The organism is Streptomyces sp. NPDC052036 (genome assembly GCF_040680495.1).
Taxonomy (GTDB): domain Bacteria; phylum Actinomycetota; class Actinomycetes; order Streptomycetales; family Streptomycetaceae; genus Streptomyces.
In genome coordinates this window covers 169,664-183,275 of record NZ_JBFAWW010000018.1, presented here as the reverse complement: position 1 = coordinate 183,275, position 13,612 = coordinate 169,664, and the positions used below count along the sequence as shown (strand labels likewise).

Annotated in this window: 11 protein-coding genes; 6 read left to right on the top strand and 5 right to left on the bottom strand. The window is 71.9% G+C overall.

What is annotated here, in order from left to right; genetic code table 11:
* Positions 1 to 149: 149 nt before the first annotated feature.
* The 5 genes from AB0L95_RS24720 to AB0L95_RS24700 are packed head-to-tail and all read right to left on the bottom strand — an operon-like array spanning position 150 to position 5,697.
* Complete coding sequence (locus AB0L95_RS24720) at positions 150 to 1,460, bottom strand: DUF58 domain-containing protein (protein ID WP_365164544.1); 1,311 nt, start codon at positions 1,458 to 1,460, stop codon at positions 150 to 152.
* Positions 1,460 to 2,449, bottom strand: coding sequence for a MoxR family ATPase (locus tag AB0L95_RS24715; protein WP_365164541.1), 990 nt, complete (start codon positions 2,447 to 2,449; stop codon positions 1,460 to 1,462). Before AB0L95_RS24715 ends, AB0L95_RS24720 begins: the two co-directional genes overlap by 1 nt.
* Positions 2,449 to 3,639, bottom strand: coding sequence for a DUF4350 domain-containing protein (locus AB0L95_RS24710; RefSeq protein WP_365164538.1), 1,191 nt, complete (start codon positions 3,637 to 3,639; stop codon positions 2,449 to 2,451). Before AB0L95_RS24710 ends, AB0L95_RS24715 begins: the two co-directional genes overlap by 1 nt.
* Positions 3,636 to 4,352, bottom strand: a complete 717-nt coding sequence (locus tag AB0L95_RS24705) for a DUF4129 domain-containing protein (RefSeq protein ID WP_365164536.1) — start codon at positions 4,350 to 4,352, stop codon at positions 3,636 to 3,638. The genes AB0L95_RS24710 and AB0L95_RS24705 overlap by 4 nt, the downstream gene beginning before the upstream one ends.
* 4 nt (positions 4,353 to 4,356) lie before the next feature.
* Positions 4,357 to 5,697: a hypothetical protein gene (locus AB0L95_RS24700; protein WP_365164534.1), complete on the bottom strand. Its 1,341-nt coding sequence runs from the start codon at positions 5,695 to 5,697 to the stop codon at positions 4,357 to 4,359.
* Between the two features lie 141 nt (positions 5,698 to 5,838).
* Between AB0L95_RS24700 and mtnA the strand changes: the two genes are divergently transcribed.
* From mtnA to raiA, 6 genes are all read left to right on the top strand, one after another.
* Entirely contained in the window at positions 5,839 to 6,984 is a 1,146-nt protein-coding gene (mtnA, locus tag AB0L95_RS24695) for an S-methyl-5-thioribose-1-phosphate isomerase (protein WP_365164532.1), read from the top strand.
* Between the two features lie 8 nt (positions 6,985 to 6,992).
* The gene (gene mtrA / locus AB0L95_RS24690; protein WP_365164530.1) at positions 6,993 to 7,682 is read left to right on the top strand and encodes a two-component system response regulator MtrA; all 690 of its coding nucleotides are present in this window, start codon (positions 6,993 to 6,995) and stop codon (positions 7,680 to 7,682) included.
* A 1-nt stretch (position 7,683) separates the two neighbouring features.
* The gene (gene mtrB, locus AB0L95_RS24685; protein WP_365164528.1) at positions 7,684 to 9,696 is read left to right on the top strand and encodes an MtrAB system histidine kinase MtrB; all 2,013 of its coding nucleotides are present in this window, start codon (positions 7,684 to 7,686) and stop codon (positions 9,694 to 9,696) included.
* Positions 9,697 to 9,717: 21 nt separating this feature from the next.
* Entirely contained in the window at positions 9,718 to 11,550 is a 1,833-nt protein-coding gene (locus AB0L95_RS24680) for an LpqB family beta-propeller domain-containing protein (RefSeq protein WP_365164526.1), read from the top strand.
* Positions 11,551 to 11,663: 113 nt separating this feature from the next.
* Positions 11,664 to 12,521, top strand: coding sequence for a ComF family protein (locus AB0L95_RS24675; protein WP_365164523.1), 858 nt, complete (start codon positions 11,664 to 11,666; stop codon positions 12,519 to 12,521).
* A gap of 283 nt (positions 12,522 to 12,804) precedes the next feature.
* On the top strand, positions 12,805 to 13,527 hold the full coding sequence (raiA, locus tag AB0L95_RS24670; protein WP_365164521.1) for a ribosome-associated translation inhibitor RaiA: 723 nt from the start codon (positions 12,805 to 12,807) through the stop codon (positions 13,525 to 13,527).
* Positions 13,528 to 13,612 lie beyond the last annotated feature (85 nt).

The window sequence follows — 13,612 nt, the reverse complement described above, 5'->3', positions numbered from 1 at the left end:
GGTACTGCAGGGGGGACCCTGTGGGAGAGTAGGACGCCGCCGAACAAATTTTGAGAAAGCCCTCGTGCCATTCGGCACGGGGGCTTTCTGCGTTTTGGCGTTCAGTGGTGGACCTCCGGAGAGGGCCCACTTGCCTCTCGTCCTCTCACTCAGAGACGGCCCGCCGCCTTCAATGTCAGATAGGCGTCTGCCAGAGCCGGTGCCAGATCCTCCGGTGCCGCGTCCACGACCGTGACGCCGTGACGGCGTAGCTGTTCCGCCGTGCGGGTGCGCTCCGCCTGGGCCCGTGCGGCCGCCGCGGCCTCGTACACGGCGTCGATGTCCCCACGCGCGGTCGCCATGCGAGCGATGTGCGGATCGGAGACCGAGGCGAGCAGTACCGTGTGGCGCCGGGTGAGGCGGGAGAGGACGGGCAGCAGCTCCTCCTCCACGGGTGCCGTGTCGAGGGTGGTCAGCAGGACGATCAAGGAGCGGCGCGGCGCCGTGCGGAGCGCGGTGGCCGTCAGACCTCGGGCGTCCGTCTCGATGAGTTCCGGCTCCAAGGTCGCCATGGCGTTGACCAGTGCCGGCAGGAGTTCACGGGCTGCGCGGCTCTGGACCAGGGCGCGCACCTGACGGTCGTAGGCGAGCAGGTCCACCCGGTCACCGGCCCGGGAGGCCAGGGCGGCCAGCAGCAGGGCCGCGTCCATGGAGGCGTCCAGGCGTGGCGCGTCACCAACCCGGCCGGCGGAAGTCCGGCCCGTGTCCAAGACCAGGAGGATGTGGCGGTCGCGTTCGGGCCGCCAGGTGCGTACGGCGACCGTGGTCTGACGGGCCGTCGCGCGCCAGTCGATGGAGCGGGTGTCGTCGCCGGGGACGTAGTCGCGCAGGCTGTCGAACTCTGTGCCCTCGCCACGGATCAACACGCTGGTCCGGCCGTCCAGTTCGCGGAGGCGGGCCAGCTTGGAGGGAAGGTGCTTGCGGCTGGCGAAGGGAGGCAGGACCCGTACCGCCCACGGGACCTTGTGGGTGCCCTGGCGGGAGAAGAGACCGAGGGGGCCGTAGGAGCGGATCGTGACGCGGTCGGTGTGGCGGTCGCCCCGGCGGGTCGGCGTGAGACGGGTCGTGACCCGGCGGCGTTCGCCCGGAGGGACCGTCAGACGGTGGCGGGACGCGGCCACTTCGGTTCCGGGCTGCCAACTGCTGGGCGGCCAGGCGTCGCGGAGACGGGCGCGCAGCGGTCGGCCGGAGGGGTTGGTGACGGTGAGCGTCACGTCGGCCGTCTCGCCCAGGCGGACGGAGGTGTCGCCGGAGCGGGTCAGGCGGAGGCGGCGTACGGGTGCGGCCAGTGCGAAGTCGCAGGCGCAGGCCAGAGCGAGTGAGCCGTTGACGGCGAGGACGCCCGTCCAACCGGGTGCCCAGACGCCGACCGGGAGGGTGCCGAGTGCCGCGAGGAGTGCGGCTCGTCCGGTGAGCGCCATCAGCGGGGCACGGGGACGTGGGCGAGGATCGCGTTGATGACCGAGTCCGCGGTCACGCCTTCCATCTCCGCCTCGGGGCGGAGCTGGACCCGGTGACGGAGTGTCGGGAGGGCGAGGGCCTTCACGTCGTCGGGGATGACGTAGTCACGGCCCGTCAGCCAGGCCCAGGCGCGGGACGTGGCCAGGAGCGCCGTCGCGCCACGGGGCGAGACGCCGAGGGTGAGTGACGGGGACTCACGGGTGGCGCGGCAGAGGTCCACCACATAGGCGGTGATCTCGGGGGACACCGCCGTCTTGGCGACGGCGGCGCGTGCCGCCTCGAGGTCGGCGGCGCTCGCCACCGGACGTATGCCGGCGGCACGCAGGTCGCGCGGGTTGAAGCCGGCGGCGTGGCGGGCGAGGACGTCGATCTCGTCCTGGCGGGACGGGAGAGGGATCGTCAGCTTGAGTAGGAAACGGTCCAGTTGGGCTTCCGGGAGGGGGTAGGTGCCCTCGTACTCGACCGGGTTCTGGGTCGCGGCGACCAGGAACGGCTCCGGGAGCGGGCGCGGGTTTCCGTCGACCGTGACCTGGCGTTCCTCCATGGCTTCGAGGAGGGACGACTGGGTCTTGGGCGGGGTTCGGTTGATCTCGTCCGCGAGGAGCAGATTGGTGAAGACCGGTCCGGGCTGGAAGGAGAACTCGGCGGTGCGCGCGTCGTAGACGAGGGAACCGGTGATGTCGCTGGGCATCAGGTCCGGTGTGAACTGGACCCGCTTGGTGTCGAGTTCGAGGGCCGCGGAAAGGGCGCGGACGAGCAGGGTCTTGGCGACCCCGGGCACTCCTTCGAGGAGGACGTGGCCGCGGCACAGAAGGGCGACGACGAGGCCGGTGACTGCGGGGTCCTGGCCGACCACGGCTTTGGAGATCTCGGCGCGCAGGGCCTCCAGGGAGGCCCGGACGGTGCTCGGGTCCCCGGTGCTCCCGGCGTTGTCAGTGGTCGGGTCCATCATGGACGGCGTACCTCTCTTTCGAGGGCGTCGAGTTGGTCGGCGAGGGCGATCAGGGCCGCGTCGTCACCGGGCGGCGGGCCGAAGAGGAGCGGGTGCAGGGGCTGTCCGTCGTCGCGCAGATGGGCGGACAGCGCGGGGAGAAGGGCCTCGGGCGCGTGCGCCTGGGCGAGGGGGATGCCTACGAGGGGGGCGAGGCGGGTGCGGGTGGTGGAGCGAAGAGCGGCGGTCGCGCGGTCGCGGGCGCGCGCCTTGCGGTAGAGGCGGGCGCGGCCTTCGGCGGTCTCGGAGGCGCGGATCGCGACGGGGAGGTTTTCGTGGACGAGCGGGCCCAGTCGGCGTGCCCGCCACAGGGCGGCGACGGCCGCGGCGATGAAGAGCTGCAGTGCGCCCCACAGCCAGCCGGAGGGGAGCAGGTCGAAGAAGCTGCGCCGGCCCGAGTCGGTGGCCGAGGTGTCGGAGAGCGAGGGGAGGTACCAGACCAAATGGGAGCGGGAACCGAGCAGTTGGAGGGCGAGGGAGGCGTTGCCCTGCTCGTCGAGACGGCTGTTGTAGAGGATGTCGGGTGCGCCGAGGACGACGGTGTCGCCGCGTCCGGATGCGGCCGGGAGCCGCAGCAGGGTGGGCAGGCCGTCACTGGGGTAGCAGCGGTCGGCGTCGGCGACGGCCGCCAGGTAGCGGAACCCGCCCATGTCGGCGCTGCCCGCGCGCCGGGCGTCGGGCAGCGCGCAGCCGGGGTCCAGCAGCGATTCGAAGCCGGGCGCGGGGTCCGCCGAGACGCCCGGGGCGAGGCCGTCGAGCGAGGTCCGGGGCGCGACCAGCACCGTCCGGCCCCCGGAGTCGCGCGTGGCCTCCTGCAGACGGTCCTGCTGATGGCGCGTCAGAAGATCGGGCGCGGCGAGCAGGAGGGTGGTGTCGGGCGCGGTGGCGGTGCGGGCCTCGTCGAGCGTGGTGACAACCCGGGTGGAGACGCCCCGTTCGGCGAGGAGCGCGGCGACGGCGTGGCTGCCGGAGGGGTCCGCCGAGCGCGGGTCGAGACGGCCGTGATGAGCGCTGGAGCGGACGACGGCGATCACGACGGCGCCGACCAGGAGGAGCACGACGGCGAGCAGGACGCCGCGCGACCGGGTCCACAGCTGGCGGGCGGTGGGCGAGGCGGAGGTGGTGGGGAGCGTGGCTTCGGAGGTCATCCGGCGGCTCCGTGGTGGGCGTCGGGCGCTGGGCCTGGGGTGCTGTCGGCGGGCTGGGGCTTGGTGCGCTCCAGGTCGTCGTCGAGGGAGGCGAGGCGGCGGTACGTTCCTTCGTCCGCGGCCCGGCCGCCGTATGTGACGTCGTCGAAGTCCCGGGCGGCGACGTGGAGTCGGTTCGCGTGGTCGGGGAGGGCGCGGCCGGCCTCGGTGGCGGCCTCGTCGGCGGTGCGGCCGGGGCGTACGTCGAGAAGCGCGCGTTCCTCCAGGGAGCGGACGACGGCACGCATGCGTTCCTGGACGGCCTGGCTCCAGTGGCCCTGGGCGGCATGTGCCTCGGCGGCCGCGCGGTGCTCGGCGGCACTCTTGGGCCGGTCCTCGAAGAGGGTGGCGGACGAGGTGGGCAGGCGGCGCGGGGTGCCGAGGCGCCACCACAGCGCTCCGACGAGCGCCAGGACCGCCAGCACGATGACGAGCAGGCCCACGGAGCCGCCCGGCGCCGCGGTGGACGCGGTGTCCAGGAGGCCGCCGACCCAGTCCCAGAACGCGTTCAGGGCGCGCTGCAGCAGGCTGGGGTCGTTCTCGTGGTACATCCGCTTGGCCAGCTCACGCCGGGCCGCCTCCCGCGCCGGATCGCGCGGGATCGTCACCGGTGGCTGGTCGCCCGAGCGCCACAGCACCGGGGCGACCGCCCACACTCCCCCCGTCGGACTCACCCCATCAGCTCCCCGGGGTGGCGGTGGTGCCGGCGCCGTAGCCCTGGACGCCGGCGGCACGGGCCAGGTCGAGGTCGAGGGCCTCGCGGCGGATGCGCTGGTCGATGTAGAGCAGCACGGTCACGCCGGCGCTGATCGGGAAGGTGAGCGTGCGCCCGATCACCGAGCCGATGCCGGTGATGATCAGGAACGTCCAGCCGGCGCCGGCGCCGCTGCTGCCCATGAAGCTGCTGATGCCGTCACCGCTGAGGACCGCGGCGACGACGGCGAAGGGGATCACGACGATCGATCCGACGATGCTCGCGATGATCTGGGCGAGTACCTGGATGCTGGAGACCCGCCACCACGCGCCGCGCATCAGCCGGGAGGAGCGGCTCATCGATGTGCGGATGCTCTGCTTCTCGAGCATCAGCGCGGGCGAGGCGAGCGAGAAACGCATCATGATCCATATGTCGACCACCATGGCGCCGAGGCCGCCGATGACGGCCAGCGCGACGCCCGCGGCGGGCGAGCCGAACACCGCGACGAGGATGCCGGGTGCCGTGCCGACGGTGAGGATCGCCAGGGCCATGAGCGGCAGCAGGAGCGTCAGACCGGACAGCCTCAGCAGCTGCGGGCGCGCGTCGCGCCAGGCCTCCGCGATGGTCACCGACCTGCCGAGCACCGCCCGGCTGGTGACGGTGGTCAGCAGCGCGGTCGCGGCGATGGTGCCGAGCAGGGTCACCAGGAAGACCCCGCCGGAGCTCAGCAGCACCCCGCCCATGGCCCGGCCCACCTCGCGCGCGGAGGAGCTGGGGTCGCTGAGGGTGTCCCTGGTGGCCTGGTCGTCGAGGACGAGCTTCTGGAACAGGATGGTGACGATCTCCGTCAGGACGGAGACGCCGAGCGAGATGCCGAGGACCGCGCGCCAGTGGGTGCGCATGGTGGAGACCGCGCCGTCGAGGATCTCGCCGACGCCGAGCGGGCGCAGCGGGATCACACCGGGTTTGGCGGCGGGCGGCGGGCCCCAGGCCCCGCCCCAGCCTCCAGGACCGCGGCCGGGGCCGCCCCAGCCGCCGCCAGGAGCCCCGTAGCCGGGCGGAGGCCCGTATCCGGGACCGGCCGGCGAGCCGCCGCCCCAGCCCGCTCCGGGCGGGAGCGGCGGGGACTGGCCGGGAATCTGGGCGTGCGGAGCGCTCCACTGTCCGGACGGGGGCTGTTCCTTGGACCACCGCGTCGGCGGCTGCGGCTGATCGCCGCGGCTCTGGTCCGCGGACTGCTCCGTGGGCCGCGCGCCGGTGGCGTCCGGCTGCTCCCTGTCGGAGGGGGCGGATCCGGGCGATGCCCAGCCCGGAGTGTCATTCATCGTCGCTCCTTCACGGTGCCCGCTCCGCGGACGCGGCGGCGAGTTGGCAGACATCGTGCCACGCTGTGTCCGGCGAGGGACCAGGGGTGGTGTGGGCTGTACACCTTCAATTGTCGGCGGGATACGGGGCAGACTGACCGCATGGCTGATCAGTACGCGCGACCAGGCGAGGACAACCAGTCGACGGACATACCCGTGATCCGCTGGGACGAGCCGCCCGAAGGGCCCGTACTGGTCCTTCTCGACCAGAGGAGACTGCCGGCCGAGGAGGTCGAACTCGTCTGCACGGACCCGTCGGCGCTGGTGGACGCGATCCGCACGCTCGCCGTGCGGGGGGCGCCGCTGCTCGGGATCGCCGGGGCCTACGGTGTGGCGCTCGCCGCCGCGCGCGGCTTCGACGTGGACGAGGCCGCCGCCGCGCTGGCGGGGGCCCGGCCCACCGCGGTGAACCTCGCCGTCGGTGTGCGCAGGGCCCAGGCCGCGTACCGGGCCGCACTCGCCGGCGACGGGGAACTGCGGCAGGCCGCGGAGGCGGCACTGGCCGCGGCGCGGGCCCTGCACCAGGAGGACGCCGAGGCCAGCGCGCGGATGGCACGGCACGGTCTGGCCCTGCTGGACGAGTTGCTGCCGGGCGGCGGGCACCGCGTGCTCACCCACTGCAACACGGGGGCACTGGTGTCCGGCGGCGAGGGGACGGCGTTCGCGGTGGCGCTCGCGGCGCACCGGGCGGGGCGGTTGCGCAGGCTGTGGGTGGACGAGACGCGTCCGTTGCTGCAAGGTGCTCGTTTGACGGCGTACGAGGCGGCCCGCAACGGGATGGCGTACACCTTGCTCACGGACGACGCGGCCGGTTCTCTGTTCGCGGCGGGCGAGGTGGACGCCGTACTGATCGGGGCGGACCGGATCGCGGCCGATGGTTCGGTGGCGAACAAGGTGGGGAGCTATCCGCTCGCTGTTCTGGCCAGGTATCACCATGTGCCGTTCATCGTGGTGGCGCCGGTGACGACGGTGGATCCGGGGACGCCCGACGGGGCGTCCATCGAGGTGGAGCAGCGGCCCGGGCACGAGGTGACGGAGGTCACCGCCCCCCGGGTGCCGGTGGCGGGAGCGGAAGCGGGAGGCGGGATACCGGTGGCACCCCTGGGGACCCAGGCGTACAACCCGGCGTTCGATGTGACGCCGCCCGAGCTCGTGACGGCGATCGTCACCGAGAAGGGCGTCGTCTCTCCTGTGACGGCCGATGCACTCGCTGCGCTGTGTGACAGCTCACGCCAGGTAACAATTTAGATAATGGGATGATGTGGGCCATGAAGGGACGAGTCCTTGTCGTCGACGACGACACCGCACTGGCCGAGATGCTCGGCATCGTGCTGCGTGGTGAAGGTTTTGAGCCGTCTTTCGTAGCTGACGGCGACAAGGCGCTGGCCGCTTTCCGCGAGACCAAGCCCGATCTGGTGCTGCTCGACCTGATGCTGCCCGGACGGGACGGTATCGAGGTGTGCCGCCTGATCAGGGCGGAGTCCGGTGTGCCGATCGTGATGCTCACCGCCAAGAGCGACACCGTGGATGTGGTGGTCGGCCTCGAGTCGGGTGCGGACGACTACATCGTGAAGCCGTTCAAGCCGAAGGAGCTGGTGGCCCGGATCCGGGCGCGGCTGCGCAGGTCCGAGGAGCCGGCGCCCGAGCAGCTCGCGATCGGTGACCTCGTCATCGACGTGGCCGGTCACTCGGTGAAGCGGGACGGGCATTCGATCGCCCTGACGCCGCTGGAGTTCGACCTGCTGGTGGCGCTGGCGCGCAAGCCGTGGCAGGTGTTCACGCGCGAGGTCCTGCTGGAGCAGGTCTGGGGCTACCGCCACGCGGCGGACACCCGTCTTGTCAACGTGCACGTCCAGCGGCTGCGCTCCAAGGTCGAGAAGGACCCGGAGCGTCCGGAGATCGTGGTGACGGTCCGTGGCGTCGGTTACAAGGCAGGACCGAGCTGACGTGCCGCGGGACAGTGCCGCTTCGGCCCCCGGCCGGTCGGGGGCCCGCCCGGAGCGGCCTGTCGGACGGCGCACGCCGGGCTCCGGGTGGGAACGCTTGATGGAGGGCGGGCTGCTGCAGGGCGGAGTCCAGGGCAGCCCGGTCCTCCGGCTCGGTATGCGCTGGGTGCGCCGTCCGCTGCTGCCCGTGATGCGGCTGTGGCGGCGCAACATCCAGCTCAAGATTGTCGTCACGACGCTGCTGATGTCCCTGGGCGTCGTGCTGCTGCTGGGCTTCGTCGTCATCGGCCAGGTGCGCAACGGTCTGCTCGACGCCAAGGTGAAGGCGTCCCAGAGCCAGGCCGTCGGCGGCTTCACGGTCGCCGGGCAGAAGGCGGACAGCGCGGTCAGCGCCAGCGGCGACGACAACTCGGGTACGGGCAACTACCCGGTGCAGAACGTCAGCGGATGGATGAGCGATCTCGTCGAGTCCCTCTCCAGCGGTGGCCAGGGCGCCTTCGACGTGGTCACCCTGAGCACCACCGCCGTGGACAGCGGCGACAACCGGGGGCTCGGGCCGCGCGCGTCGGGTGGCGTGGACCCCAGCCAGAGCGTGCCGGAGGACCTGCGTCGGCGCGTCGGTTCCGGCATGGGGGTGGCCCAGAGCTACACCCGCATCGTCTACACCGACAGCGACCGCGATCCACAGCCCGCGCTCATCATCGGCAAGCAGATCAACGACCCGAACGGACACCCGTACCAGCTGTACTACCTCTTCCCACTCACCCAGGAGGAGAAGTCGCTCAGCCTGGTCAAGGGGACCCTGGCGACCGCCGGGCTGTTCGTCGTGGTGCTTCTCGGGGCCATCGCCTGGCTCGTGGTGCGCCAGGTCGTCACCCCCGTGCGGATGGCGGCGGGCATCGCCGAACGGCTGTCCGCCGGGCGGCTGCAGGAACGTATGAAGGTCACCGGCGAGGACGACATCGCGCGCCTGGGCGAGGCCTTCAACAAGATGGCGCAGAACCTCCAGTTGAAGATCCAGCAGTTGGAGGACCTGTCGAGGATGCAGCGCCGGTTCGTGTCGGACGTGTCGCACGAGCTGCGTACGCCGCTGACGACCGTGCGGATGGCGGCCGATGTCATCCATGAGGCGCGCGTCGACTTCGACCCGGTGACCGCGCGGTCGGCGGAGCTGCTCGCCGATCAGCTGGACCGTTTCGAGTCACTGCTCGCGGACCTGCTGGAGATCAGCCGCTTCGACGCGGGCGCGGCGGCCCTGGAGGCCGAGCCGATCGACCTGCGCGAGGTGGTGCGGCGGGTGGTGAGCGGGGCAGAGCCGCTCGCCGAGCGCAAGGGCACGCAGATACGGGTCGTCGGCGACCAGCAGCCCGTCGTCGCTGAGGCCGATGCCCGGCGGCTGGAGCGGGTGCTGCGCAATCTGGTCGTCAACGCGGTGGAGCACGGCGAGGGCAAGGACGTCATCGTCAAGCTCGCCGCGGCGGGCGGCGCGGTCGCGATCGCGGTACGGGACTACGGCGTGGGTCTCAAGCCGGGCGAGGCGACCCGGGTGTTCAGCCGGTTCTGGCGGGCGGACCCGGCACGCGCGCGTACCACCGGTGGTACGGGCCTGGGGCTGTCGATCGCCCTGGAGGACGCCCGGCTGCACGGCGGCTGGCTGCAGGCGTGGGGCGAGCCGGGCGGCGGTTCGCAGTTCCGGCTGACGCTGCCGCGGACCGCGGACGAGCCGTTGCGGGGCTCCCCGATACCCCTGGAGCCCATGGACTCGCGGCGCAACCGCGGGCTGAACGAGGCCGGGCAGCCCCAGGGCGGCTCGGGCAAGCTCGCCACGGTGCCCGTACAGCCCACGGGCGAGCGGGCCTCGATCGCGCCGAGAATGGCCGCCGTGACGCCCACGGCCGACCCGACCGCGCTGCCCGGCAACGGCGCGCGGGTGGTGTCGCGGCCCACCGGGGCCGTGCGGCACCGGGAAGACAGCACACAGGACCCGTCGTGGGGCGACGGACCGCACGAGTGAGTGAGCAAGGGGAGGCAGTTCGTGGGCGCTGAGGGGGGCAGGCGGTGGCGTGCGCCGCGCACCGGCGTGTTTGTCGGCTGTGGTGCCGTACTGCTGGCCGGGTGTGCCTCGATGCCGGACAGCGGGGATCTGCGCGGGGTCGAGTCGACGCCCCGGCAGGACGCCCAGGTCCGGGTGTTCGCGATGCCGCCGCGGGAGAACGCCGGGCCCGCGGAGATCGTGCAGGGTTTCCTGGAGGCGCTGACCAGTGACGACCCGCAGTACGAGACGGCCCGTGAGTATCTGACCTCCGGCGCCTCGCGCACCTGGCACCCCGACCAGTCCACCACGGTGCTGTCCGACGGGCCGAACCCCGTGCCCGAGCACAGCAGGATCCGCGAGGCGGAAGACGACTACTCGTACACGCTGACGGGCGGCAAGTTCGCCGTCGTGGATGCCCAGCACGCGTATGCGCCGGACTCGGGGACGTACAGCCAGACGGTGCACCTCACGCTGCAGAAGAAGACCAACCAGTGGCGCATCGACGCGCTGCCGCAGGGCGTGGTGATGGGCAGGTCCGACTTCCAGCGCAACTATGTGTCGGTCAACAAGTACTACTACGCCGCGAACGTGCCCGCCGCGGAGGGTGGACAGCTGACCACCGTCGCCGACCCGGTGTACGTGCGCAGCAAGGTGGACCCCGTCACATCGACGGTCCGGGCGCTGCTGAAGGGCCCCACGCGCTGGCTGGACCCGGTCGCGACGTCGAGCTTCCCCCCGGGGACGGCGCTCAGGAAGGACGTCACCTCGCTGTCGCCCGACGACCAGAACAAGCTGACGGTGCCGCTGAACGACAACGCGGACCGGGTCGGTCGGACACAGTGCTCGCGGATGGCGGCGCAACTGCTGTTCACGCTGCAGGATCTGACACCGACGGGTGTGAACCAGGTCGAGCTGGAGCGCTCCGACGGCAGGAAGCTGTGCGAGTTGGACGAGAGCCGGGCCGAGAGCATCGCTTCGCACGGCACGGCCAAGCGGTCCGAGTACGAGTACTTCATCGACGGCAAGCAGCGGCTGGTCCGGCTGCCGAGCGGCAGCAGTTCCAACCAGTTCGACCCGGCGCCGGGGGCCCTGGGCGAGGGGGAGAAGAAGCTGCGCGCGGCCGCCGTGTCGCGTGACGAGGACCGGGCGGCCGGGGTCTCGGCCGACGGGCAGTATCTCTACGTCGGGCCGCTGGAGCCGGGCACCCCTCTCGGGAACCCGGTGCTGACCAGCCAGGGCCTGTCGGAGGACGACCGGCTGACGACGCCGAGCTGGGACGGCGGCGGCGACCTGTGGGTGGCCGACCGCGATCCGAAGCACCCTCGGCTCGTGGTGCTGGAGAAGGGCGCCGGCCAGCCGATCGAGGTGAGCACACCGGAACTCGACGGACGCATCGAAGCGGTGCGGGTGGCGGCCGACGGTGTGCGGATCGCGCTCATCGTGCAGAAGGCCGGCAAGACCTCCCTGCAGATCGGGCGGGTCGAGCGGCAGCGCGGGGCCGACGGTCACAGTGCCGTGTCGATCCTCGGACTGCGGTCCGTCACTCCGCAGCTGGAGGAGGTCACGGCCATGTCCTGGGCCGGGGACAGCCGGCTCGTGGTGGTCGGACGCGAGTCGGGCGGGGTGCAGCAGATGCGCTACGTGCAGGTCGACGGCTCCGTGCCCGCGGGCAACGCGCCGCCCTCGCTGACCGGGGTGAAGCAGATCGCGGCCTCCGAGGACGAGCGGCTGCCGCTGGTGGCCTACTCGGAGGACGGCATCGTGCGGCTGTCGGCCGGGGCGCAGTGGCAGAAGGTCGTCAAGCCGGGGACGGCTCCGGTCTATCCGGGCTGAACCGCCGCACCACCGCCGGTACGACGGGGCCCGGTCGGCCCGGGCCCCCGTTGTCCACAGGGCGTTTTCCACAGGCCTGGCGGGCCGCTGTTCGCCTTGGCACAGTGATGGCCATGCGGGGGTGGTGGCAGGACCTCACCGACCTGGTGCTGCCCGCCGAGTGCGGAGGCTGCGGACGGCCGCGCACGGTGCTCTGCCCGGAGTGCCGAGCGGCCCTGCACGCAAGCGCACCATGGCGGGTGCGACCGGTGCCGGAGCCGACGGGGCTGCCCGTGGTGCACGCGGCGGCTGCCTATGAGGGGGCGGTGCGCGCCATGCTGCTGGCCCACAAGGAGCGGGGCGTCCTGACGCTCGCGAGGCCGCTCGGCAGGGCGCTCGCCGGGTGTGTACGGGCGGGGCTGGGCGAGACCGGGGACCGGGCCGGTGGTGTGCGGCCGTCCGTGCTGCTGGTGCCCGTGCCCTCCGCGCGCCGGGCGGTGCGGGCGCGGGGGCACGACCCCACGCGGCGGATCGCGCTGGCTGCCGCGGGGGAGCTGCGCCGGGCGGGGACGGCGGCCCGGGTGGCGGCCGTGCTGCGTCAGCGGAGGGCGGTGGCCGACCAGTCGGGACTCGGTTCCCGGCAGCGGCTGGCCAATCTCGCCGGCGCGCTGGAGGTGGCTGAAGGCGGTGCGCGGCTGCTGACCGGCGGGCCGGTGGTTCTCGTCGACGATCTGATGACGACGGGAGCATCGCTGGCGGAGGCGGCGCGCGCGGTACGGGCGGCGGTCGGGCACCCTCGAATGAGGGACCCGGAGGTGTATGAGCGCGTGGCAGGGGAAGCAAGGGGGGAACGAAGAGCACGGGAGGCGACGGAAGTGCCCGCCCGGGTGCGGTGGTCAGCAGGAAAGACCCCCGCTCACGGCGCCACGGAGGAGATCCATGCGGCAGTGATCGCAGCGCCGCCGGATTCTTTCGAATTCAACCGGAACTGACCGAGGACTTGCGTCGTTGCAGGTAATGAGAAGGTCAATTCACCGGAATGGAGGTACGCGGCAGTAGAGGGTGACGACATCCGTCCGAGCGAGATATGTTCGGTTGTGAGAGAAAGGCGCAGGCCATCCCTCGCTTATCCGAATGCATGCTGCGGGCTTTCTGCAATCACCTGCAGCCGTGGGACGGAGTCTCGCCCACGGGGGAGGAGGAGGTGGAAGTCACCGAGTCCGCGGCTCCGGGGCTGACCGGAGCCTGGTGCACAAGGGAGATGCTCCGCCGGGAATGCGGAGCTATCCGGGAACGGAGTTCTGCGTGGACATCGTCGTCAAGGGCCGCAAGACCGAGGTGCCCGAGCGGTTCCGGAAGCACGTGGCCGAGAAGCTGAAGCTGGACAAGATCCAGAAGCTGGATGCCAAGGTGATCAGCCTGGACGTCGAGGTGTCCAAGGAGCCCAACCCCCGACAGGCCGACCGTTCCGACCGAGTGGAGATCACCCTCCGTTCCCGTGGTCCGGTGATCAGGGCGGAGGCGGCGGCCAGCGATCCGTATGCGGCACTCGACCTGGCGTCGGAGAAGCTCGAGGCGCGGCTGCGCAAGGAGCACGACAAGCGCCACACCCGCCGCGGAGTCCGCCGGCTCACGGCGGCCGAGGTGCCCGACCACGTCCCGGGCGCCGCGACCCTCAACGGCAACGGCATCGTCGTGTCGGAGGAAGAGACGGACGGCGTGCCGACCAAGAAGATCGGATCGCTCGAGGTGAAGGGCGAAGGCCCCCTCATCGTCCGTGAGAAGACACATGTCGCGTCCCCGATGTCACTCGACCAGGCCCTCTACGAGATGGAGCTGGTCGGGCACGACTTCTATCTGTTCGTCGACGCCGAGACGAAACAACCCAGCGTCGTCTACCGTCGGCACGCCTATGACTACGGCGTCATCCACCTGAGCACCGACCAGATGGTGACTCAGACGCAGGCGGCCGCGGCAGGCGGAGTGGTCGGCGGCTGATTCCCGCCGGGTGATGGCTGTACCGGTGTGCCCCTGGGAGAGCCCGTGCGCCCCCAGGGGCTCCCGTGTGCGGCCATTTCTCGCC